At 65.3% G+C, this 21,511-nt stretch carries 22 protein-coding genes and 2 pseudogenes; 3 read left to right on the forward strand and 21 right to left on the reverse strand.

Annotation, left to right across the window (positions count from 1 at the left end):
- Positions 1-38 precede the first annotated feature (38 nt).
- A complete protein-coding gene (locus G3A50_RS22205; RefSeq protein ID WP_163078322.1) occupies positions 39-242 on the forward strand; it encodes a hypothetical protein in 204 nt (67 codons plus the stop codon).
- Positions 243-299: 57 nt separating this feature from the next.
- Here G3A50_RS22205 and G3A50_RS22210 read toward each other — a convergent pair whose 3' ends face one another.
- The 5 genes from G3A50_RS22210 to G3A50_RS22230 all read right to left on the reverse strand — a co-directional run bounded on the left by G3A50_RS22210 (position 300) and on the right by G3A50_RS22230 (position 3,896).
- On the reverse strand, positions 300-815 hold the full coding sequence (locus tag G3A50_RS22210; protein ID WP_246252626.1) for a hypothetical protein: 516 nt from the start codon (positions 813-815) through the stop codon (positions 300-302).
- The gene (locus G3A50_RS22215) at positions 808-1,359 is read right to left on the reverse strand and encodes a hypothetical protein (RefSeq protein WP_163078325.1); all 552 of its coding nucleotides are present in this window, start codon (positions 1,357-1,359) and stop codon (positions 808-810) included. Before G3A50_RS22215 ends, G3A50_RS22210 begins: the two co-directional genes overlap by 8 nt.
- Before the next feature lie 2 nt (positions 1,360-1,361).
- Entirely contained in the window at positions 1,362-3,281 is a 1,920-nt protein-coding gene (traG, locus tag G3A50_RS22220; RefSeq protein ID WP_170308676.1) for a Ti-type conjugative transfer system protein TraG, read from the reverse strand.
- 71 nt (positions 3,282-3,352) lie between these two features.
- Positions 3,353-3,598, reverse strand: coding sequence for a conjugal transfer protein TraD (locus G3A50_RS22225; protein WP_163078331.1), 246 nt, complete (start codon positions 3,596-3,598; stop codon positions 3,353-3,355).
- Between the two features lie 40 nt (positions 3,599-3,638).
- On the reverse strand, positions 3,639-3,896 hold the full coding sequence (locus tag G3A50_RS22230; RefSeq protein WP_163078334.1) for a TraC family protein: 258 nt from the start codon (positions 3,894-3,896) through the stop codon (positions 3,639-3,641).
- A 268-nt stretch (positions 3,897-4,164) separates the two neighbouring features.
- On the opposite strand from G3A50_RS22230, the gene traA reads away from it, so the two are divergent.
- On the forward strand, positions 4,165-8,697 hold the full coding sequence (traA, locus tag G3A50_RS22235) for a Ti-type conjugative transfer relaxase TraA (RefSeq protein WP_163078337.1): 4,533 nt from the start codon (positions 4,165-4,167) through the stop codon (positions 8,695-8,697).
- 25 nt (positions 8,698-8,722) lie between these two features.
- Positions 8,723-9,433 carry a BID domain-containing protein gene (locus G3A50_RS22240; RefSeq protein ID WP_126280792.1) on the forward strand — a complete coding sequence of 237 codons (711 nt, stop codon included), beginning with the start codon at positions 8,723-8,725 and terminating at the stop codon, positions 9,431-9,433.
- 199 nt (positions 9,434-9,632) lie between these two features.
- Here the strand turns inward: G3A50_RS22240 and G3A50_RS22245 are convergent.
- The 16 genes and pseudogenes from G3A50_RS22245 to G3A50_RS22320 all read right to left on the reverse strand — a co-directional run.
- A pseudogene (locus G3A50_RS22245) lies at positions 9,633-10,639 on the reverse strand (IS3 family transposase); the annotation flags it as partial.
- Between the two features lie 44 nt (positions 10,640-10,683).
- Positions 10,684-11,904, reverse strand: coding sequence for a tyrosine-type recombinase/integrase (locus G3A50_RS22250; protein WP_163078340.1), 1,221 nt, complete (start codon positions 11,902-11,904; stop codon positions 10,684-10,686).
- A gap of 130 nt (positions 11,905-12,034) precedes the next feature.
- Positions 12,035-12,271 carry a hypothetical protein gene (locus tag G3A50_RS22255; protein ID WP_163078343.1) on the reverse strand — a complete coding sequence of 79 codons (237 nt, stop codon included), beginning with the start codon at positions 12,269-12,271 and terminating at the stop codon, positions 12,035-12,037.
- Between the two features lie 8 nt (positions 12,272-12,279).
- A complete protein-coding gene (locus G3A50_RS22260) occupies positions 12,280-12,804 on the reverse strand; it encodes a hypothetical protein (protein WP_163078346.1) in 525 nt (174 codons plus the stop codon).
- Positions 12,805-13,176: 372 nt separating this feature from the next.
- Positions 13,177-13,737: an HNH endonuclease gene (locus tag G3A50_RS22265; protein WP_163078349.1), complete on the reverse strand. Its 561-nt coding sequence runs from the start codon at positions 13,735-13,737 to the stop codon at positions 13,177-13,179.
- Positions 13,738-13,868: 131 nt separating this feature from the next.
- Positions 13,869-14,099, reverse strand: coding sequence for a hypothetical protein (locus G3A50_RS22270; protein ID WP_163078351.1), 231 nt, complete (start codon positions 14,097-14,099; stop codon positions 13,869-13,871).
- The gene (locus G3A50_RS22275) at positions 14,096-16,072 is read right to left on the reverse strand and encodes a hypothetical protein (protein ID WP_163078354.1); all 1,977 of its coding nucleotides are present in this window, start codon (positions 16,070-16,072) and stop codon (positions 14,096-14,098) included. Before G3A50_RS22275 ends, G3A50_RS22270 begins: the two co-directional genes overlap by 4 nt.
- 1 nt (position 16,073) lies before the next feature.
- Positions 16,074-16,382: a hypothetical protein gene (locus tag G3A50_RS22280; RefSeq protein ID WP_163078356.1), complete on the reverse strand. Its 309-nt coding sequence runs from the start codon at positions 16,380-16,382 to the stop codon at positions 16,074-16,076.
- Entirely contained in the window at positions 16,375-16,929 is a 555-nt protein-coding gene (locus tag G3A50_RS22285; RefSeq protein WP_163078359.1) for an HK97-gp10 family putative phage morphogenesis protein, read from the reverse strand. The genes G3A50_RS22280 and G3A50_RS22285 overlap by 8 nt, the downstream gene beginning before the upstream one ends.
- A gap of 179 nt (positions 16,930-17,108) precedes the next feature.
- Entirely contained in the window at positions 17,109-17,666 is a 558-nt protein-coding gene (locus tag G3A50_RS22290; protein WP_246252627.1) for an HK97 family phage prohead protease, read from the reverse strand.
- Positions 17,666-18,757 carry a phage major capsid protein gene (locus tag G3A50_RS22295; protein WP_163078362.1) on the reverse strand — a complete coding sequence of 364 codons (1,092 nt, stop codon included), beginning with the start codon at positions 18,755-18,757 and terminating at the stop codon, positions 17,666-17,668. The genes G3A50_RS22290 and G3A50_RS22295 overlap by 1 nt, the downstream gene beginning before the upstream one ends.
- Positions 18,758-18,817: 60 nt before the next feature.
- The gene (locus G3A50_RS22300; protein WP_163078364.1) at positions 18,818-19,033 is read right to left on the reverse strand and encodes a hypothetical protein; all 216 of its coding nucleotides are present in this window, start codon (positions 19,031-19,033) and stop codon (positions 18,818-18,820) included.
- Between the two features lie 2 nt (positions 19,034-19,035).
- Positions 19,036-19,428, reverse strand: coding sequence for a hypothetical protein (locus G3A50_RS22305; protein ID WP_163078368.1), 393 nt, complete (start codon positions 19,426-19,428; stop codon positions 19,036-19,038).
- Between the two features lie 119 nt (positions 19,429-19,547).
- Positions 19,548-20,609: a Rha family transcriptional regulator gene (locus tag G3A50_RS22310; RefSeq protein ID WP_163078371.1), complete on the reverse strand. Its 1,062-nt coding sequence runs from the start codon at positions 20,607-20,609 to the stop codon at positions 19,548-19,550.
- A 7-nt stretch (positions 20,610-20,616) separates the two neighbouring features.
- Positions 20,617-20,880: a MerR family transcriptional regulator gene (locus G3A50_RS22315; RefSeq protein ID WP_163078374.1), complete on the reverse strand. Its 264-nt coding sequence runs from the start codon at positions 20,878-20,880 to the stop codon at positions 20,617-20,619.
- Positions 20,881-21,072: 192 nt separating this feature from the next.
- A pseudogene (locus G3A50_RS22320) lies at positions 21,073-21,222 on the reverse strand (transposase); the annotation flags it as partial.
- Positions 21,223-21,511: the final 289 nt, after the last annotated feature.

The following is a 21,511-nucleotide window of genomic DNA, read 5'->3' on the forward strand; positions in this document are numbered from 1 at the left end:
CTGCCTTGCCCGGTTCCATCAGCATAGGAGGGCGACCCATGACCAATAGCGACACCCTGCGCGACCTTCTTTCCGATCTTGAGGCGGCGCTTGAGGATCATTCATTCGCCCTCCATACGGCTCGCAGGGCGGCGCTACCGCTTCAGGAACGGCTTGCCGTCGTCAGGGCGAGCCGTGCGTCGCGGGAGCGGCTGGAGGCGGCTCAGCAAGCGCTTGAGCGCGCGGCGGGCAGTGCGACCTAGCGGAGCAAGCGGGTCGCGGTCGGCGCGTGCAGCGCACACGGAGCCCGATCGGCTACACTAAATCGCGTCAGTGCGGGACATCGCAATTTGCGCGGCGCGGGTCCATTGCAGCATGGCGGTAGATGCGGAAGGCGAGCCGCCACTTTTGCCGGCCAGCCGTATCCAGCCATCGGCCATCATCGCCTCAATCTCGGGTCCAAGCGGAGCCGCCTGCGGCCAGGGCCGGCCGGCGGTCTCTTCCCAAAGGGCCATGACCGCCGCCGGCACAGAGAGCGCCGCCGGGGGCGCCGGCGCCGGCGCGTCAAGCTCGATCGCCGCCGCCATCATTCGCTGATATCCCGTCTCAGCCCACTCCCGCGCTTCCTCAATTGACGCGAAGCCGCCGGCGCGCGAGGCACCCTCGCAGACGCGATAACCCGTCTCCTTGAGTGCCTTTGTAATGGCGACGGCACCCCACGGAACCATCGCCAGCAGAACCACCGTCTCACCGGAAACCAGGTCCGTGGTGTGCGGGTTCTGAATGCGCCAGACCAGCGGTTTCACCCGAGCAGACCGGGCCGTCGTGTCATCCATCCGCCAACGTTCGCCTGATGAGCTGTTCGAGTGGTGTCGGCGCGTCCCCTGCAAGACGCGCCGCGCGCTCCTGCGCGGCAAGAGCGCGCCTCAGCTTCTCCTTGACCGTGCCAAATCCCAAAACACTGACGACCAAAAGCTCGTGCTCAGTCACGCGAGCATCCCTCTCGATAAGGCGTGTTTTGATCAAGTGGTCAACGGTCGATGCGGGCACCGGCCACTGAAAGCTGTCGTCGGTTCGGGCCGATGCCCCCTCGCCCCGGATGAGCTTCGCGTTGTTCTGCACCATGTACAGAAGGACGCGGTATTGCGACGTCGTGAGGTGCACGGGTGCGGCCGGCGGCGTCATGTCGAGAACACGTCTTCCCTTCTCCGTCAGCTGGTCCGTGCTCTCGTCCAACCATCCCCTCCGATGACAGCTGCGGACAGCACAATTCCAATAGCCAACCGTGGCGCGCGAGGCTGGCCGGCCATGATCAAGCGGCCGGCCTTCCGAGGCGTTGACGAGAATCTTGCGTTGCGTCGGCGTGATCCGTGCGCTCATCGTCACTTTCCTCCCTTCGGAGCAAAGCGATTGGCCTCGGTGCGCGCCACCATGTCCGGGCGCCGGAAATAGATGGCGCGCCCGCAGCGCAGCGGCCGCTGCCCGGCCTTGATGATGATCTGATCGTCGCGGCGCATGTCCTGCAGGATTTCATGCGGCAGGATCAGCGCGCGGCGCTGATGGTTGATGCTCTCAGTCGCGCGGGTGGAACTGGCGAGCAGCCCCGCCTGCCGCGAACTCGATCCAACCTCGATCGTCATCTCGCCGCACAGGTCGGAAAGGCGCTTTGCCGTCTCGTGCGTTCCGACAGCGGCATAGGAGGTGAGCGCCGCGCTCTCGAACCAGGCTTGCGCGCCGGCGCGGCCGAAATGCCCCTCTATCTGTCCGACCGACTGATAGAACAGCATGAGGCTGATGCCGTATTTACGGCCTCGATCACGTGCCTCCTCCAGCAGCTTCATGTAGCCGAGCAGTGAGGCTTCATCGACCAGGAACAGCACGCGGCGCCCCGTGCTGCCGTCCGCCTGGATCATCGCATTGAGCAGCGCGCCGATGATGACCCGGCCAATCCCCGGATAGCTCTTCAGCGTGTCCATACGCAGATTGAGAAACAGGTCAATCTTGCCACGCGACAGGTCGGCGGTCGTGAAGGTATCGCCACATACGAGGGAAGCGTAATTGCCGAGAGAGAGCCATTGCGTGTCCTTCGAGGCCGTCGAATAGACGCCCGAGAAGGTCTGTTCGGTCATGTTTGTGAAAACGCCCAGCGACTCCCGAACGAAATCCGGCTCGGCTTCATCCTCGACGATTTCACGCAGGAGAGCGATGAATGACGGCTCCGGCCGACTGACGAGCTGGCGCAGGCTCCGCAGCGTTTTCTCGCCCTCGAAATTCGGCGAGAGCAGGATATAGGCGAGGATGCCCGTGAGCAGATTGTGTGCCTGGTTCTGGAAATAGCTGCCGGTCGAGCTTTCGATCTTTCCACTCTCCGCGAGCAGCATGTGCGCGACCGCCGCAATGTCCTCTTCCTTGCGCGACGACGTCGCGATCCAGTCGAGAACATTGAACCCGATGGTCGGATCGGTCGGGTCCAGGACGAACACGCGGCGACCTGGGTTCATGTCGCGACGCGCCTTCACGAGCATGGGCGCAATCTCGGTCGACGGGTCGAAGCAGACGATCGGTTCGCGATAGGTCAGGCCGGTCGGGATGACGTTTGCCGTTGTCTTGAAGCCGCCCGATCCGGCGAGAAACAGCAGGTGGCCCGAGTCGTTGCCATAGCGGTAGCAGAGCAGAGGCGCGGTGCCGCCCCGGCCCCAACTGACCCGGTCGCCCGCCTCGAAATCAATCTCCGCGACCACATCCTTGTCGACGCGATATGCCTCTCCAAGGACAATCTCGCCATCGGCCGGAAAGAGCTTTTGCGCCTTACCGAGATCCATCCAGTCGGCATCACCGATCATGCCGCCCTTCACGCGCCTGACCCTATCGGGCACATGCGTGGAGAGCCGCGCGCCGAATCCGGCGAGCCCGAAGGCGACGACACCGCCGCCGATCACAAAGGCGCTGATGTAGCCGCTCAGCTCGTTGAAGCTCATGCCCTGTTCGGCATAGGGCGCGAGGCGCGCATATTCGCGCCAGGCATAGGCGAGCCCGACGCCGACGACGAGCAGCAGGTTGATGAGCGCGAGCGGCATGCGCTTGTGGCGGGGCAGCAGCGCCACGACCGCGAGGCCGAACAGCGGCGGCAGTATGAAGTTCACCAGCGGCGTGGCGCGCATGAACCAATAGTGCGGCTGGCCGGAGAGATCGGCGGCCAGATCGGGCCACATGGTGTCCGTCACGAAGATGCAGAAGGCGAGCACCGACGCAGGTAGGAGCGCCCACGCGAGCGTGGGGTCTTTCCAGTTGATGTTGTGCATGTCGTTCCTCGAAAACGCGCCCGGCGAGGCCGGCGCTGCGTCATCCATTGCGCAGCGCCGGCCGGCCTCGATCAGCTCAGGCGCGGTGATGGCGTCACGGACGGTTCGTCCGTATCAGTGGCCGGCGCCGCGTCCCCGAAGGCCGCGCCGCCAAGTGCTCGCATTTCGCGCCAGCGCGGATCGTCCGGCGTCAAGCGTGCCGCGCTCACCAGGGCGCCGAGAATGAAAGCGCGATCCGCGCCGCGCAGCCCGGCCTTCACGACCAGGCCGCCGAGCGCGATTTTCTCGCGCACATCCTTGCGGCGTTCATCGAGCATGAGGCTTCTCCTCTTCCACCTCAGTTCAAGGATTGCGCGGTCATTGAGTGCCAGCGTGGTCAGCGGCCTTTGCCGGCGACGGTGCTTCAATCCCTGAATTCGCAGGCGCCAGCCGAGGGCGAAATCGCGCGGCTACCTCAGCGAAGGCGGCCTTCAGCTCCTCGTCGGTCTGTTCAAACTCGCCCAGCCCCGCCGCCAGCGCGAGCCGGCCGAGGCGTTCCGCCTGCTTGGCCTGGAGTTCCCTGCGCTTGCGGTGCAGCTCCTGAATCTGAGCATCGATATCGACAATGCTGGTCATTCTATTGGCGGATCGAATGCGGCTCATAAGCGTGACTTCCCTTTCACTTATCGAAGGCAATGGGAAGACCGTAAATGACCAAACGCAGCTCTCCAAAGCTTTGGCGGACCTATACAGGTTGCAGGCCAACTATTTTTTCAGGGGCGCCTTTCGGGCGCCATCGCCGGCACATGTGCCGGCTCTTGGAGCGGAGTGGGCTTGCCCACGAAGACTACAAGCGCAATATGTGTCGCGTTGCGACGTTGCGGCCCTGGTGCTAGGATGACCCATGGCGATCGGGTACGCACGGTTCACATTCGTAGGTAGTCGAAGCGGCGGAAGCGCCGTTGCGGCCGCCGCGTATCGTCATCGTGCCGCCATGACGGACAGGCGCCTGAATAAGCCGGTGTCCTTCACGCATAAGGCCCGCGACCTCGATCATGAAGAGATCAGCCTGCCGCCCGATGCGCCGGAATGGATGAGGGCGCTTGTCGAGGGTCGCTCGATCGCGAAGGCGAGCGAAGAGTTATGGAACGCGGCCCAGGGCGCGGAAGTACGCGCCGATGCTCAGCTCGCCCGAGAGCTTTTGCTGGCGCTCCCGGTGGAGCTGTCACTCGACCAGAACATCGCCCTAGTGCGCGAGTTCGTCGAGACGCATCTGACGTCCAAGGGCATTGTCGCGGATTGGGTGATCCACGGCACGAAGGACAACCCGCATGTGCATCTGATGCACACGATCCGGCCTCTGACGCCTGAGGGGTTCGGCCCGAAGGTCAGTCCTGTTCTTGGCGAGGACGGCAAGCCGTTGCGCGTGGCGACGACGGCTCGACCCGAGGGGCAGATCGTCTATCAGCCGTTCGTGGGGGAGCGTTCGGTCGACCGGACGTGGAAACTCGGATGGGCCGAGACGGCGAACCGCCATCTGGCGCTTGCCGGTCACGACATCCAGATCGACATGCGCTCCTATGTGGAACGCGGGCTCGACATCAAGCCGCAGCGCCATCTTGGAACGACCTTGGCGGCCATGGTGCGCGAGGGCAAAGCGACGCACTTCGCGCCGGCGCGCGAGGCTGAACGTCAGCAGACGGCCGACCGTCTTGCGGCCGATCCGTCCCAGCTGATCACGCTGATAAGCGACCAGCAGTCGACGTTCACAGAGCAGGATATCGCTCGCGCGCTGCATCGCCATGTCGACGACATCGCGGTGTTCCAGAACATCAAGGCCGCCGTTCTGCAAAGCCCCGAGCTGTGCCTGTTGCGTCCGGCCGTGCCGGCGGACAAGTCGATTGGCCGCAAGGCCGAGCCCGCCATTTACACCACGCGCGAGATGATGAAGGTGGAGCACGGCATGGCGGAAGCCGCCGACCGGCTCGCCGCTGTTCGCCGCTTCGGCGTCAGCGAGAAGGTGGTGATGAAGGCCGTTCGCGCCGTCGAGACGAAAGACGCTTCGCGTCCGTTCCGTTTCGACGAGGAACAGGTTGAGGCCGTCCGCCACGTCACCGGAAACAGCGCGATTGCCGCCGTCGTCGGCTATGCCGGCGCGGGTAAATCTACCTTGCTGGAAGCGGCCCGTGTGGCGTGGACGGATGAGGGGCGCCGGGTGTTCGGCGCGGCCCTGTCCGGCAAGGCGGCGGAAGGTCTTGAGGAAAGCTCCGGCATCGCCTCGCGCACTCTCGCGTCGTGGGAACTTGCGTGGAAGAACGGCAACGCGCCGCTGCAGAAGGGCGACGTTTTCGTCATCGACGAGGCCGGCATGGTGTCGTCGCGCCAGCTCGCGCGGTTCGTCACCGCCGTGGAAGAGGCCGGCGCGAAACTGGTGCTTGTGGGCGATGCCCAGCAGCTCCAACCGATCCAGGCCGGCGCGGCGTTCCGCGCCATCATTGACCGTATTGGGGCCAAGCACCTTGTCGGCGTGCGCCGTCAGCGCGAGGACTGGATGCAGGAGGCGTCGCGCAACTTCGCCAGCGGCAATGCCGAGAAGTTCGGCCAGGCGCTTGCCGCCTATAACGAGCACGGCGCCGTACGGCAGGCGGACACTCAGGACACGGCGCGGGCCGCGCTGGTGGCGGACTGGACGCAGCGGCGGGCCGAGGTGAAGACGCAGAAGGAAGCCAAGGGCGAGACGCTACGCGGCGACGAGCTGATCGTGCTGGCGCACACCAATGCCAATGTTCGCGCACTCAATGAAAGCCTGCGCGGCGTGCTTCAGCAGGCCGGCGAACTGTCCGAGGCGCGCAGCTTCACCACGCAGACGGGCACCCGCGAGTTCGCCGCCGGCGACCGCATGCTGTTCCTGGAGAATGCGAGCTTCACAGAGCCGACCGCGCCGCAGCTGGAGCGCCAGAGCGTCAAGAACGGTATGCTCGGAACGGTCGTTGCGACCGCGGACGAGGCGGGCAATCCGCGCCTGACCGTGAGCCTCGATGCCGGCCGCGAGGTGACGTTCACAACCGACACCTATCGCAACATCGACCATGGCTATGCGACCACGATTCACAAATCGCAGGGCGCGACCGTCGATCATGCCTTCGTGCTGGCGTCGTCGATGATGGACCAGCATCTGACCTATGTGGCGATGAGCCGTCATCGCCATAGCGTCACGATGTATGCGGCACAGGACGAGTTCTCCAACCCGCGCGCCGGCCGTCTGGTCGCGCACGGGCCGGCGCCCTATGAGCACGAACCGTCGAACAAGATGAGCTACTTCGTGACGCTGGAGAACGACAAGGGCGTGCGCAACACGGTGTGGGGTGTCGACCTTGAGCGCGCCTTGCAGGCGAGCGGTGCCGAGCCCGGTACGAAGATCGAGCTTCAGCATCTGGGCTCCCAGCCCGTCACCCTGCCCGATGGCACGCTCACACATCGCAATGAGTGGCAGGTACGCGATGCGGCCAGCGTGACCTTCGAGCAGATCGAAAAGCAGCTCTCGCGTTCCGGCGCCAAGACGACGACGCTCGATTTTGAGAATGAGCCGCTGTACCGCGATCATGCGAACGCCTTCCTGGAGCGTCGCGGCTTCGAGGTGTTGCGCGACATCGGGCCGGCGCTCGCGGCCGTTGTCGAGAAGCAGGCGGCGCGGCTTGCCCAGCATCGCGAAGCGCTCGCGGATTTGTGGAGCCGTGCCGAGCACGCATTCCAGCGGATCGGTATCGGCCGTGCGGCCGAAACGGTCCCGGTAGTCGCGACCGACATTCACAAGACGGCCGCGGTTGTCGCCGAGGATCGGATCGGGCCGGAGCGCCCCGCCCTCATTGCGGGTGCGAGGGAGCACGCCGGGCCGCTGATTGAGGCGGCCCGGGCGCGCTTCCTGCAGAGTGCCGAGGCGCGCGACAATGACGCCGAACTGACGGCCCGGCTGGCGCGGATCTACCGCAATCCCGAGGGCGCGCGGCAGGCGATCACGGGTGCGGCGCTGCGCCTGCAGGGTGACACGGCGCGGCTGTCCGAACAGGTTGTTCAGCGCCCGCAGAGCTTCGGCGGTTTGCGCGGATCGAGCCGCCTCATTGACGGCCGCACTGCCCGTTCGCAGCGTGAGGAAGCCATGCTTGCGGTCCCCGAGGTGGCGACGCTCGCGCGCATGCAGGCCATTGCCTGGCGCAACACCGAGGCCCGGCATGTCGCGGCCGAAGAGCGCCGGCGTGAGGCGATGGGTGTCGCCATTCCGGCGCTTACACAGAGGGCGGTGCAGCAGCTCGACACGCTGCGCTCGCTGCGCCAGCAGGGCGGCGAGGATGCGTGGCGCAAGGGCGTGGACATGCTGCGCCAGGATGCCGGCCTCATGTCGGAAATCCGCGCCGTGAACAACGCGCTTAATGCCCGTTACGGGTTTGCCGCGTTCACAGACAAGGCTGACGAGCTGGCCGCGCGCACGATCGAGGAACGCACGCCGGCCGAGGGACGAAAGGCGCTTGCCGAGGAAGCGCCGCGCCTGTCCGAGGTGCGCGCGGTATCGACCGCGCTGCAACTGGCCGAGAGGCGCGAGCAGGCTCGGGTGGCGAAGGTCGACCAGGTGCCGGCGGCGCCGGCGGTCATTGCCACCCCGGCCATTCCGGCGCCGACCGAGAAGCCCGCGCCCATGTTCGCCGCTGTCACCAGCTTCAGCGAGAGCGTCGAGCAGGTCGCCACGCGGCGCGCCTTGGCGCGGCCGCATGTCGAAAAGGATCTTGCCGAACTCGCGGCCGAGGCCCGTAAGGTCTGGACCGATCCGACCCGCGCCGTCGCGACGATCCGCGCGCGTATCGAGGCCGGGACGGGCGCGCAGCTTCGCCAAGAAATTTCCCAGACCCCGGAAGCCTTCGGCGAGCTTCGTGGCTCGGGGCGCATGCTGGACCGCTTCAGCGCCGCCGGCGCCGAGCGCAAAGCCGCGCTCGATGCCGTCGCCCATGTCGGCGCCGTCGCGTTTGCTCTGCAGAGCAATCTCGCGAACTATCGCGCCCAGGAGGTCAAGGCCGAGACCGAGAACCGTTCCCGCATGGCGATCGAGGTGCCGGGCTTCACGCCGGCCGCACAGAGCGCCATCGAGCAGGTCCGGGGCGCGACAGACTCCAAGGCACGCCAGCAGGTCGTCGCCGGCATGAGCCTTGAGGTTCGGGCCGAGATCGCACAGGTGGACAAGGCGCTACGTGCCCGCTTCGGCAACTACACCGGCGCCAAGGATCACGAGCTGGCGCACCGCGTCCCCACCGAGCAACAGGGGCGCCTCGCAGCGAGCAGGGCGGCGATGTCTGCCACGAACGCGACGATCACCGCCGGCCATAATCTGCAGCATGAGCAGGAGCGGCTGCAGCGTGGTCAAACACGCGGCATCACGCCCAGCATGTGACACACCCTAAAGGGAAACGCCCTTGATGATCGCGCAGTCCTACACGATCGCCCCGACGCTGATGGCGGCTACGACGCTGCCGGACCTTTCCGACGCCGTGATCCAGCAACGCGCACGAGAAGCGCCCAGGGCACAGGGCGCGCGCGTCGCTGCTGAAGGTCTCAGCGAACTCGCCTATCGGGACAGGGCGGCAATACAGGCGACGCTCGACACCATCGCGGCGGCTGACAACCCGGCCGCCACGGCTCGCGACCGCGCCAGGTCTATCGAGGCCGATCCCGAAGCTATCGGCGCCCTTCCCGGCCGCGCCGGCACCTTCTGGCGGAAAGAGGACGAGGAGCGGCGCGAGGCCAAAGGCGCCGTGGTCGACCTCGCTATGGCCGTCGAAAAGTACGGCGACGCCCTCGCCTATGAGCGTTCCGAAATCCAGCGCGCGCACCGCGCCGAACAAGCCCGGCTTTCGACACCGATTCCAGCGCCCTCGCGCGAGCTGGCGGTTGTGCTCACCCAGCCAGTCGGCAAGGCGGTCGAAGTCCTGCAGAAGGATCGGACGCTCGCTGACGAGCTGGTGAAGATCGTCGAGGCGGGCCGCCGGCGCCTCAGCGCGGACGATCTACGCGAGCCCGGGCGCGTGCCCGATACCTACCGTCATGCGGCCATGCTGCGCGACATGCACCAACAGCATGCCCGCCAGCAGACGCTCGGCCGTGAGATAGGGCCGGTTCTCACGCGGTAGCGCGGCTATTGGGCGAGGCCATCTCGATGCCGTTGTTGGACGCCAATTTCCCGGCCGCTTCGTCCGGCACGCGAAACACCGGCGCTGATGCACGGTTCGCCGCATCTCTGGAAATTGCGTGATAGCCGCGCTTTCGCTTGCTGCGCAGCAGCCCTAAAAACAGCTGGACTGGCCTGCTGCCGGTTCTGTGGACACGAGGTTAAGCTAATTTGGCTCGCTCCTCGAACTCGACGGGGCTGAGATAGCCCAATGTCGAGTGCCTGCGCCGGCGATTGTAGAAGCGCTCGATGTAGTCGAACACGTCGGCCCTGGCATCATCCCTCGTCCTGTAGACCTTGCGGGCTGTCCGCTCGGTTTTCAGCGACGAGAAGAAGCTCTCCATCGCAGCATTGTCCCAGACGTTGCCCGATCGGCTCATCGAGCAGGTGATGCCGTGGTCAGCCATCAGTCGCTGGAACTGCTCGCTCGTATATTGGCTGCCCTGGTCGGAGTGATGCAGCAGGCTGTCCGGCTTGCCGCGGCGCCAGATCGCCATAATGAGGGCATCGGTGACGAGCTGCGCCGTCATCTCTGCCTTCATCGCCCAGCCGACGACACGTCGTGAGAACAGGTCGACGACGGCGGCAACGTAGAGCCAGCCCTCCGCGGTCCAGATATAGGTGAAGTCCGCCACCCATTTCTGGTTCGGGGCCGAGGCCTCGAAGGCGCGGTCGAGCAGATTGTCAGACGCGGCTGCCCGCACGCCGACATCCTTCGGCAACCCACGACGGCGCGGCCGGGCTCGCAACCCACGCTCCCGCATGATCCGTTCAACCCGATGCAGCCCGCAGGAGAGCCCTTCCGCCAGCACATCGTGCCAGACCCGTCGTGCACCATAGGTCCGATCGCTGCTCTTGAAGCTCCGGTCGACCGCCGTCGCGAGCACGTCATCATGCCGGGCATGCGCACTGGGGCTGCGATTGAGCCAGGCATGAAAGCCCGACCGCGAGACATCCAGAGCGTCGCATAGCCATGCCACCGGCCAGATGCTCCGGTGCTTCGCGATGAAGGCGAACTTCATATCGCTTCCCTCGCGAAGAAGGCTGCGGCCTTTTTTAAGATGTCGCGCTCCGCCTTCAGCTTGGCCACTTCCCTGCGCAGCCGGTCAATCTCGAGCTGCTCGGGCTTCATCTGACCCTGCCCGGGAAAGGCATGCTGAGGATCCGCCTTGCCTTTACTATTAAATCCCCGACAGTACAGGCACTTATCGCCTACGGTCGCGCCGTGGTCGCGTCCATAGCGGCGATTGGCGGCAGCATGGTCGCGCCGCCAAGTTGAGCGACGGCGCGTTCGACAGCCTGGGCGCCCGAATTATCTTCCGGGAAGAGATGGGCGTACACGTCCATAGTCACCGCGATTTTTGAATGCCCGACCAACCTGGATATGACCAGCGGAGGGAGGTTTTGCTCGGCAAGCAAGCTTACATACGCATGTCTCATTTCATGCATGCTAAAGAGAGGCGTACCCTTCTCGTCGAGCAGGCCGGCATGTTTCATGGTGGCCGGCCAGTGGAAACTGGTAAGTTTGTTCGGGCAAAAGGGGAGCCCTCGACGCCCGGTCAACACATACCCTGCGGTCGGTCGACCGTGGCCCTCCCAAATCTGCTGTAGAACCGCGCGGATCGGCGATGACATAGGAACAGATCTCTTGCCCGCCTTTGTCTTCGGCGCCTTCAACTTGTCGATGCGTGAATAACTATGGCGTAGCCGCAGCACGCCCTCGATAAAGTCGACGTCCTCCCACTGAAGGCCGGCCATCTCTCCGCGCCGCAGTCCGCCGAAAATGCCAAGCGCAACGATCGCCGCTCGAATTATCGGGCTCTCGCCGCGCGGCCCGGTGAGATACGGGCGCTTCTCCTGCGTGGCGATTGAATTGATCAACTGTCCAATCTGCGCCTTGCTGGGAATGCTTACGGCTTCCCGTTCGCCCACGACCATGCGCACCCTATCGTGAATGAGCGGGTTAACCTTGAGCCAACGGCGACGGATCGCATATCCGATAGAGAGGGAAACCACAGAAACAAACATCTGCACGGTTCGCTTTGAATAGCGCACCCGCATCTCGTTCGCGAAGTCTTCGACCATCAGGCCGGTTAGTTCGGTCAGGCGTCGCCGCCGAAGATTCTCCGAGATACCCTTCGCTTTTGTCTCGTATCCATAGAGCGTATTGCCCGCCAACTCGCCACGTTTCCAACGCGCCTTGCAATCTTCCAGATAAGCATCCATCGCGCGTCCAAGTGTAACCGACTGTGACGGAGCAACATGTGTTCCGTCTCTGACGTCAATATCTACCTGAGACCTAAAGGCATCAGCGTCCTTTTTCTTGTCAAAGGTCTTCAACCGGCGCTTGCCGGATTGGTCCGTATATCGAACAACCCACGTTTCCGACTCTACGCCGTTATGCTGCCTCTTGCGCTTAGCTACGCTCGCCATGGTGTGGGCCTCTCTTGTCGCATGCAGCTTTCGGAAAGCCGGAAAAGCTGCGTATGCTCAATATGTTGCGGGAAAGCTCATGTCGTGCCGAGCGCCCGGCGCCAGCGCGAGGCGGCGCCGGGCGCGCGCTTCAGTCGGCCACGCGGGGCTGTGAGCCTTTCGCCGGCTCGATCTCGGTCAGCGAAGTCAGCACGGTCAGCGAGGCCATAGCACCTTCGATGTGCTTCTTGGCCTTGAGGTTCATCGCGGCGAGTGCGTCGCAGACGTTGTCGTCTGGAACAAGCTCCTCGGTCAGAAGCATCAGTCCCCGGACCAAGTGGCCGGCAATGGCCAAATCACGCTCTGCCGACTTGATGATGAGTGCCATGTTCGTCATCAACACCCCCCGTCGTCCGCGACGCCGTTGTCATCGTCGTCGGCGCCGCCGTGCGGGTCGCTGTCTTCCTCCGGGTCGTCATCCTCCCGAAAGTCGTCCATCTCGCCGTCGCTGTCGGGCTCGGCGCCGTCGTGCTCGTCTTCGCGCTCATCTTGGCCGCCGTCCGCCCAATGCAACTGCGAACGCTGAGGCTCGCCCGAGGCGACCACCGGGCCTATCCCGCTGCAGTATCTGGCGCCCCCAAGGCCGGCCTCGGGCGCACCGAGGCTCGGCTCCAGATCGCCGCTTTCTTCGGCATCCTCGAACGGCATCCCTCGCCCGTCGTTGAGCACGGGCGGGGCACCGCTCCATTCGGGATAACTGGCGTCCAGATAGTCCCCAGCGGCTTCAAGGTCGGGATCGCCTTCCAGGGCGTCCAGCGCCGCTATGGCGCGCTCGATGATGTCGGTGAGGTCGGCGCGCATCGCGTGGTGATCGCGGCGTGGTGACGGCGCAGGGCCGCCATAGGCTGTATCGAGGAACATGGGTTTGCTCGCGGTCTAGAACCGGCCTGCTAAGAACCGGGGAGCTTGCACGCCTGCTAAAACGTAAGCTCCGATTGCCAGCGAACGTCACTGGCGCCGGGCGGTTAGCAGCACGTCCGCGAGAACGCACCCACGAGCTTTTGCCCAAAAGGGCTATTGCATGGCCCGTGGCCGCCCGGCATAGTGAGCCGGTCGGCGCTCACAGGTCGTGAGCCCGTCGTTATTCGGAGTGCAAGGCCGGCAAGCCGAGCGCTCCTATCGCGGATGAAGCGCAAACCCCGGCAAGGGTCCGCTTCGGGTGCTGCTAAGCCACCAAATCACAGACTAGACGCGAACCCCACGGCCGGCAAGCCGATGGGGGTTTCCGCGCGCCTATTCGACGTGGCGCCAAATCTCCCGGCGAACGATCTGTCGAACGGTGCTGGAATCCACCCCATACAACACCCCCAGCTCGGTGCTGTTGGCGCCACCGGCGGCCCGCGCCCGGATCTCCGAAACCTGTGACGCCGTCAGCTTAGCGCTTGCGATTTGCTCTCCTCGCAGAACTGACTGGGCCAGCCGGGGATACCGTCGCGATCCCAGGCATGTCGGACGGCCCTTCGCCAGCATATCGGCGGTGTTGTCCTTTACGGTCCCTAGAAACAAATGAGCGGGATTGACGCACATCGGCACGTCGCAACGATGGCAGACGCACCAGCCGATGGGATCGCCCTTGTTCAGCAGGTAGGAGACCCGATGCGCCTTCCACGTTGTCCGAAGAGGGCGCGGCGCGCTGATATGTCCATAGCCGTTGCTGCAGCGTGCCCCCTTCCACAACCAGCAGGCATGAGGCCCGCCTGAGACGTCCACCTTCTGCCAGAACCGTTCGGCCAGCGCCGGGGTGAGCACGATCGGCCGGCTGCGGGCGTGCGCGCCCGTCCGTTGCTCGGTCATCTGATGTCCTACAATTGGGGGGGGGCGGCGGCTATTCAGCCTCTCGCCAAGAAGCAAGCGGCAAGGCGCACCCGGATGGCGGAAGCTCTGGAGAAGGCCGCGCGGGGCTGACGTTCCGCGCGGCCCTTCGGCTAGTGCCGCGCCTCGTCCGTTCCCATGCTGGCGTTGTAGCCGGCCAGGACGTTCTCCAGCAGCACCCGGCCGGCCTCGATGCTGTCGCCCTTCGCCATGGCGGCGACGGCCACCAGAAGGCACGCCCTCGCGATGGCCTCGTGTCCAACGCCCATCGTCTCCAAGGTGCTCGCCGCGCGGGCCATCAGCCGGTCGGCGAACATTTCGCGAAGGTCCGCCGCGTCGCTCATGCCGTCGCCCTCCGAAGGCCAAAGGATCGCTGGGCGGCCTGCGCCCCGCGCCCGTTGCCTTGGAACTGGCTCACCATTTCCTCTTCGACCAGCTTTCGCACTGTAGCCGCGATATTCACGGACCCGTCCGCGCCCCGGCTCTGGCTCACGCTTGCCGTGGTGCCCGGCAAGGTCTGCACCGACACGTTGACAACAAGCGCGCCACCGCCCGCGCGGGCACCGTGCTGCATGGCCGGGCGGAAATCCGGGAAACTCGGCACCATGCCGCCGTCAGCGAGGTGCGGCAGGATATTGCGGTTGATGGCATCCAATAGAGGCAAGTTCTTTCGCGTCGCCTCGGCGTTCACGACATACTCGCCATTGGAAAGCCGCGCCGGAATGCTATCGGACTTGCCGGTGCCAGGCCCGCTGATGCGCCCGCCGGTGGCCGCGTGGACTATCCCGCCGTTCTTGAACCCCAGCAACGCGCCGAGCAACCCCCCGCCGGCGCCCCCAGCAGCGCCACCAGCCGCGCCGCCCAAACTTGAGAAAAGCCCATTGAGGACCGATTGCAGCGCCAACTCTAGAACGCGATCGAGCACACGATTCAAAGCGTTTTCGAGCGCATCCGCCGTGCTGGCACCCTGTCGAAGGTCCGACACGAAGCCGCTCAGAGCGTCCGCAGCGATCCCCTTAACTTCGGCCATGCCCTCCTGCAGGCGCATCTGCGCTTCTGCCGCGCGGTTTAGTTCTTCGGTCATCTGCCCGTAGAGCCGCGTCTTTGCTTCCAGACTTGAAATCTGGTCCGGCGAAAGGTCGATCCCCTCCCGAGCGGCCTGCGCCAGCAGATCCTCCTTGAGCCTCAAGGCCTCCGCCGCGCCCGCCGTCAAGCCAAGCGCCTGCTGTTCGACCTGCAACTGCGCAATGCGCTCATTGGCGGCCTGGATAAGATCTCGATAGACGGTCGCCTGGTCGCGATCGTTGCCGCCCGTGCCCTTGGCGCCGCCCTTGTTCGGAACGGCCTGCGTCGGCACGGTCGGCGTGATGGTGACGGATGGCGGGCGCGTCGCGATCAGGTCATCAAGCTGCTTCAGCTCGGCCTTACGGTCGGCGACAAATGAATCGCTGAACCCGTAGTTCTCATACCGCTTCAGAGCCTCGCGAAGCAGATCGGCGCGACGCTGCAACGTGTTGGTCGACTGGTTTTCGACCTTGTTGAGCATGTCGAGGAAGGGCGCCAGGGCATTCGCCGCCGCGACGATCGCCGCCTTGACGTTGTTGCCCACCGTCGCCGCGATGCTGGCAAACTGCCGGTCCACCTCGGCGGCTTTCTCGATCAGTTCGGCGGAAATGACGTTGCCGGTTGTCCGCGCCTCGGCTCGCAGCTTGCCGACGCTCCCGACACCTCGGTCCAACATCTGCACGAACTGCTCGCCGCCGGTGCCGCCGAAAAGCTCGTCGGCGATGCGGATAGCCGATGCGCGGTCAATCTGCGCCAGCTTGTCGATGATCTCTTGAAACAGGTCCGCCGGGTTGCGGAGCTTCTCCTTCAACTCGTCGGCGCCATAGCCCAGGCGCTGGAACGCTTCCGCCGCGCTGCCGCCGCCCGTGGTGACAAACTCGTCTCCCCGCAGGGATAGCTCTTTCAGACCGTCCGTAAGGGCGTCGACGCTCACAAGGGACTGGCGCGCCGCATAGGCGAGCTCTTGGAACGCCTCGGCGCCTACGCCTGCCCGCTTCGCCTCGGCGTTGAGTTGGGCGAGGTCCGACGTGATCGCCTTGAACCCCGCGCCGATGCCCGCCACCGTGAACCCGGCGAGCGCGAGCTTCATTCCGTCGCCGATGCCGGCGAGCGCCGCGCGGGCCACGCCGCCGACCTTCTGCGCCCGGCCGCCGAACGTGTTGAGCTCCTTGCCGGCCTTCTTGATGCCGTCATTGAACCGGGCGCTGTTCAAGCCCAGGTCGACATAGATTCCTCCCGCCGAAACAGCCATGTCACGTGCCCGGCTTTTCGAGGCTGCGCAAGAAGTGGGCAAGCGCAGCGCCCGCCGCCGCGGCGCACGCCGCTATGCCGTGCCTCGCCAAGAGTGCATCGGCGCGGTCTCTGTCCGGTTCACAAACGCCCACCTCCATGGCTGCCAGATATCCGGGCTGAGTTCCTGCCGCCAACATGCCGCGAAGCACGGTAAGCGACATGCCGGCTTCCGATTCCACGTCACGCAGGATCTCGTTCAACGTCTTGCCCGCATATCGCTCCACCGCGACGACGCGATGCACATCGAGCTTGATTGTCAGATCAGCCATTGCCTGCCGCCTTCTTCGCTGCCCGCTTGGCGACGCGCCGCGCGGTCTTCTCGATCTCTGTTTTGAGGTCCGCCGCCATGACGCGCACCGCGCGGTCGTCCTCTGCCCGCAGCGCCGGCCCCATGTAAGGCTGTCCGTCCACCCGGAACTCATGGCCGTCTTTCGTGGCCATATGGCCGTACTCGGCAAGGTGCGCGTGCGGCGCCGTCGCCCTCACGCGAACGGTGGCAGAGGTGCCCCGGCCCGCCACCTTCGCGTTCGCGGCATGCGCGGCGGCGGCGGCATCTGCGCGGGTTCCCCCATCCCGCATGGTGCTCGCGAACGCCGCTTTTCCGGCGTTGTTGCCCCGCACCACGACGGTCTCAATGCTGTCCCGCAATTCTCCGCTGTCGACGGGGGCCAGGTTCCTCGCCATGTTCTCGATGGGCTTGGCGGCCTTCTTGAGCACCCGCGTGAGCACGCCGCGCTGCGTCGCCTTGCTGAACTGGCCCAGCGCCTTTTCGAGGTCCGCCAGCCCTTCGACCTTCATTTTCGCGATCAGTGCCATCGGAAAAATGTCCTCAATTCTGCACGCGCGTTTCTTCTATGGGGACGCCGGTACTGAGGCATGGCAGGTTTTTGACGCCACCACCCCCCCCGGGCGGCTGGAAGACCGGCGGCGGCCCGGCTGGGAACCCGATAAGCCGGGCCGCCTCGCTGACGATGATGTGCCGAACGCGGCCACCGTCATGCGTTCTTGTGTCTGAGAGGCTTGTCGAGCTTGACCACGCGGCCACGGCCCGGCGCGTCGAGCGCCACCACACGCACCCCGCGCACCATGTCGATCTCGGCGAGCGGCATCGCCGGCACCGTCACGAGAGAGAGCTCGAAAATCTCCACCTCCATGAACCGCATGCCGCCGTTGGCTATGGCCTCGACCTTCCCCGGCACCGGGCGGAAGCCGATGGACACGGCCGTGATAATGCCGGCCTTGATGCTGTCCCACGCCTCGTTCACGCGGTCCTGCAACGCGCCGGGATTCTTCACGTGCGGCAGCTTGGCCTTGAACCGCACCCCGTCCTTGGTCGGCGCCATCAGCGACGCGGTGCCCACCGGCTTCGCGTGGTCGTGCTGCCACAACAGGGGGATGGGGTTTTTCACCCGGACGCCGCGCGGCTCGATGATGTCGCCGACGCGGTCGAGTACGCCGGCCGTGGCGAGCCCCTCGATCTCCCGCATGTCCTCGCGCACGTCCCGCACGATCAGGCGGGATTCCATCCGCACGATGCGCGCCGCCCGGTCCATCAGTAGGGCACCCCGGCGATGTAGGCGACGGCGCCGGCGCGGCGCATCTGCCACCGCAGGAAGCGGATGACCATCACGCCGATGCAGTTGGTTTGGAAAAGGCTCACCACGGACGTGGCGGCCGGGTCGACAGAGTTGCCGGTCGGATTGTCGAGCATCTGCAGCGACGCCTCGCGGGAGACGTTGGCCTCGGCGCCATCGTCCGCCACCTGAAGCTCGGCCGCGTCCAGGGCCACGATGATGTTGCCCTCGGGGCTCTCGCCGTCCTTCGGCATCTCGGTCGTGGTCAGCACCGGAATTCCCCAGATCATGCCGCCGTTCGGCCCCATGGTGATGTTGCCCCACCGGGGATTGTCCAGGCTGGCGATGTGCGTCGCCGTGCGCCGGGACATGATGAAGTACGGCGCCGCCATGCCCGTGGTGATCAGGTCGAGAAGGGCCTTGAGGTCGCTCGCCACCGCGTCGGCATCCGAGCCGCTGGCCGTGATGCTCGGCGCGTCATAGGTGATCGAGGCCGGCGAGACGTTGCCGCTGCCGGCATGCGTCGGGTCGAGTAACTGGCCGTCCGAAAACTCGACGATGCCGGCGGTGATGTCCTGTTCGACAAGCGCCTCTGCGTCCGGCGCGGAAGACCGCACGATTTCGTCGGTGAGCACGACGATGCCGCCGATCTTGGACCGCTGCATGGTGCCTTCGGAAAAGGCCATGGCGCGCACCGGGATGGCGCCGCCCTCCTCCACCCATGCCGCCGGCACGCCGGCCGTCGCGATGGGATAGCGCACCTCGAAAGGCACCTTGCGGTAGCCCTGAATGCGGCCCAGCACGGTGCGCGGCCGGATCACGCCCACATATTCGCTCACCAACACGTTGATGCCGACAAGCTGCTGTCCCCACGTGCTGCCGCCGCTCGATGCGGCCGGCACCGCGTCGCGGGTGATGAGGTCCAGGTTCTTGGAGTGCGGATAGCGGGCGGCGAATATCTCGCGCGCCTCGCCGGGCGTTTCGGCGCTTCCCTCGGCCATCACCCAGCGGATGAAGTCTTTCGCCCGCAGGTTCGATTCATAGGCCCGGCTGATTTCCATGTGGTTCATTCGGAACCGCTCCCAGTAATGATTTGCACCAGAACTAGCACAGCGCGTTTCGCCACCGCGTTATGCGTAACGCTTCGCCCATAGGGCCACCAGCTTCTCCAGCGCCTCGGCTATTCGCGCACGGTCTTCTGCATCCCACTCGCCTAGAAGACCTTCCGACACCAGTGCATCCGCGAGCGGCCCTAGATCAACCGCCACTTGAAGCACCGCAGTGTGGCGTTTGGCGCGCGCGCGATACCGCCGTTGCCGCTCGGCGGCCCCGTTCTGCTTCGTCATGGCTAGTCGTCAAAGAACTCGTCGCGGGGCGCTGCCGGTCTCGGGGGCCTGTTGCGCGGATCATTGAGACCAAGATCGCGCATCAGGCCGCGCAGCTGCGTGTGACGGGCGGAAGCGAACGCCGACGGCTTCGATTTGAACTCGCCCCATAGCTCACAGAAGGCGATGGCGGCCGGCTCGCGTGATCCGTCCAGCCACGTCGCCGGGGCAATGTACTGGTTCCAGGCGGCAAGCACCCGGCCGCGCAATCCGGGGGGTCTTTTGAGCGGCCCGAAGCCGCTTTTTGTGCCGTTTTCGGCCTGTTTTGTCGACCATTCAGCACCATGCCGAGAGGGTCTATGCGTGCCCTGAATCAAGCGTAGATGCGGGTTCTTGGGCGGTCGACCCTTCGCCATGGCGTGATTCTCGCGATGTATTTATGGTTTTGCGGAAGTTTTTGAACGGCGCCGGTCTTCAACCGACATCGTTTTCGGCTCGATCCTCCCCCCCCGGCGGGTGCATCGCGCCGCGCCTGTCAGTCCTGCCAGGAAGGATCCGTCGCGAGCCTGTCGGCGAGCACCCGCAGACCCTTCGGTGTCACCATGGCCTGCGTCCCGAGCACCCGCTGGCCGTCGCGCTCATAGGTCACGGGCCGATGATCCATCAGACCAGCGCGGCACCTATCGGCGTGCGCCAGCCAGTCGCCCTTACCACCGCGCCGATAGGTCCATCGGTTGCGGTACAGCTTGGCGAAGAACGGCTTCACCGGGTGCGATAGGGCCTTGGCCGCGTCCGTGATGCTGAGCGAGCCCTGCGCCGCCTCTATCTGCGCCAGCGCGCCCGTGGCGTCGGCAAGGGCCGCCTGCGCCGTTGACGCCTCCTGATGCCAATGGGCGAGGAAGGCAGCGACCACGCGCGGATCAGAAGGGTTGAACAGCGCCGCCGGGTGCGCGTGCTGCTCCTCCAGCTTCTGCCACCGATCGACCAGCGCAGCCGTGAACTCCGGCGAGAGTTGCGCCACGATCACGTAGCTGTCTCGCTTGCCGACCAGGTAGACCTTTTCCGACCGCGACTTGCCCTGCGCGTCGGTGAAGGGGCGGTCCTCAAATTGAGGGCGGCCGATGATGCCTCGCTCGGCAAGGGTGTCGATGGTGCGCTTGACGTTGTCGTGCCGGTTGCCCAGCAGTTCCGCAATCTCCCGGCTCGACATGGTGAGCGGCGCGGCGCCGGCCGGCATCGCCGGCACCATGGCGGGAGACGGCCCGCGCGCCGGCTGATGTTGGCGAGCCGGGAGCGCGCCGCCCTGCCCCATCGCGCGTTGCTGCCGGTCGAAGGCGTCAAGATAGCGCTCGCGCCACCGCGCCACCTGCGGGCCGTTCAGCGAGCGTGCCAGCAGCGCCAGCCCGCCGCGCGTCATGTCGTAGTGCCGGCGCTCGCCGTGATGCTCCCGGAAGTGCGCCACCGCCACCTCGTGAGCCTCCAGCAAGAGGCCGTCCACCGCCAGCAGCACCGCGCGGTGATCCACGTCGAAGTAGGCGGCCACGTCGAGGCTGGAGGCAATCACGATGCCGTCCGACACGCTCACGACGGGAAGCATGCTCGCGCTACCCATCGGCGTCGCTGCCGTCGAACATATCGAGTTGCTTGCCGCCCTCGGGCTGGTTGGGCGCGACGTTGGAGGGCGATATGGTTGCCTCCAGATCGGAAAGCCACCGCGTAATGGTCGACTTGCGCGCGAACACCCGGCGGCCGATACGAAAAACGGGCAACCCGTGATCGCGGCAGGCGTGCTTCACGCGGTTTTTCGACCAGCCGAGATATAGGGCTATGCCTGAAAGGCCGTCGATAAGGTCTTCATCAGTCTTCATTTATGGTCGCTCCTGTGGTCGCGCCGTGGTCGCGCTGTGGTCGCGTCGCCGCGCCGCCCGTCCCGGCCGCTGCTCGTCTTTTCAAGCACTTAGCTTGCCCGCCCCGATCCTTGGCGACCAACAAAAAGGCCCGGCTGTTACCGGGCCTTACGCATTGTTTTCGTTGAAGTTTTTGACCTAATGCGCCGTCAGCGGCTTCGGCTTAGCCTCGCGAACCCATTTACGCAGCACGTTCTCGTGCACATCCAGGTCGCGGGCAGCCTGCGCAACGGCAACGCCCCGATCCTTCACCAATCTCACAGCCTCAAGCTTGAACTCGCGGCTGAACCTCCGTCGTTGCATTCCCGCTCTCCAGTCCCGTTGAACACCTTATCTCGGTGTCCACGAAACCGGCAGCAGGCCATAGGATCTGTTTCTGCCGCCCTATATTCCTCTTCTCAATCCGACATCGAGCCACATGGCGAGATCGGCCGAGATGTAGGACGAGCCATCATTGAGCGCGTGGAGAACCCTCGGGCAGACGCTGGAGAATAGTCTCGATTTCGTCCATCACGCTCTTCGGCAGTGGGCCGAACGCCATGGCAGCTCCCCGGCGGGGCCTGTCTCAGCTTATTCACAGCTTATCGCGACT

Source organism: Ancylobacter pratisalsi (genome assembly GCF_010669125.1).
Lineage (GTDB): Bacteria > Pseudomonadota > Alphaproteobacteria > Rhizobiales > Xanthobacteraceae > Ancylobacter > Ancylobacter pratisalsi.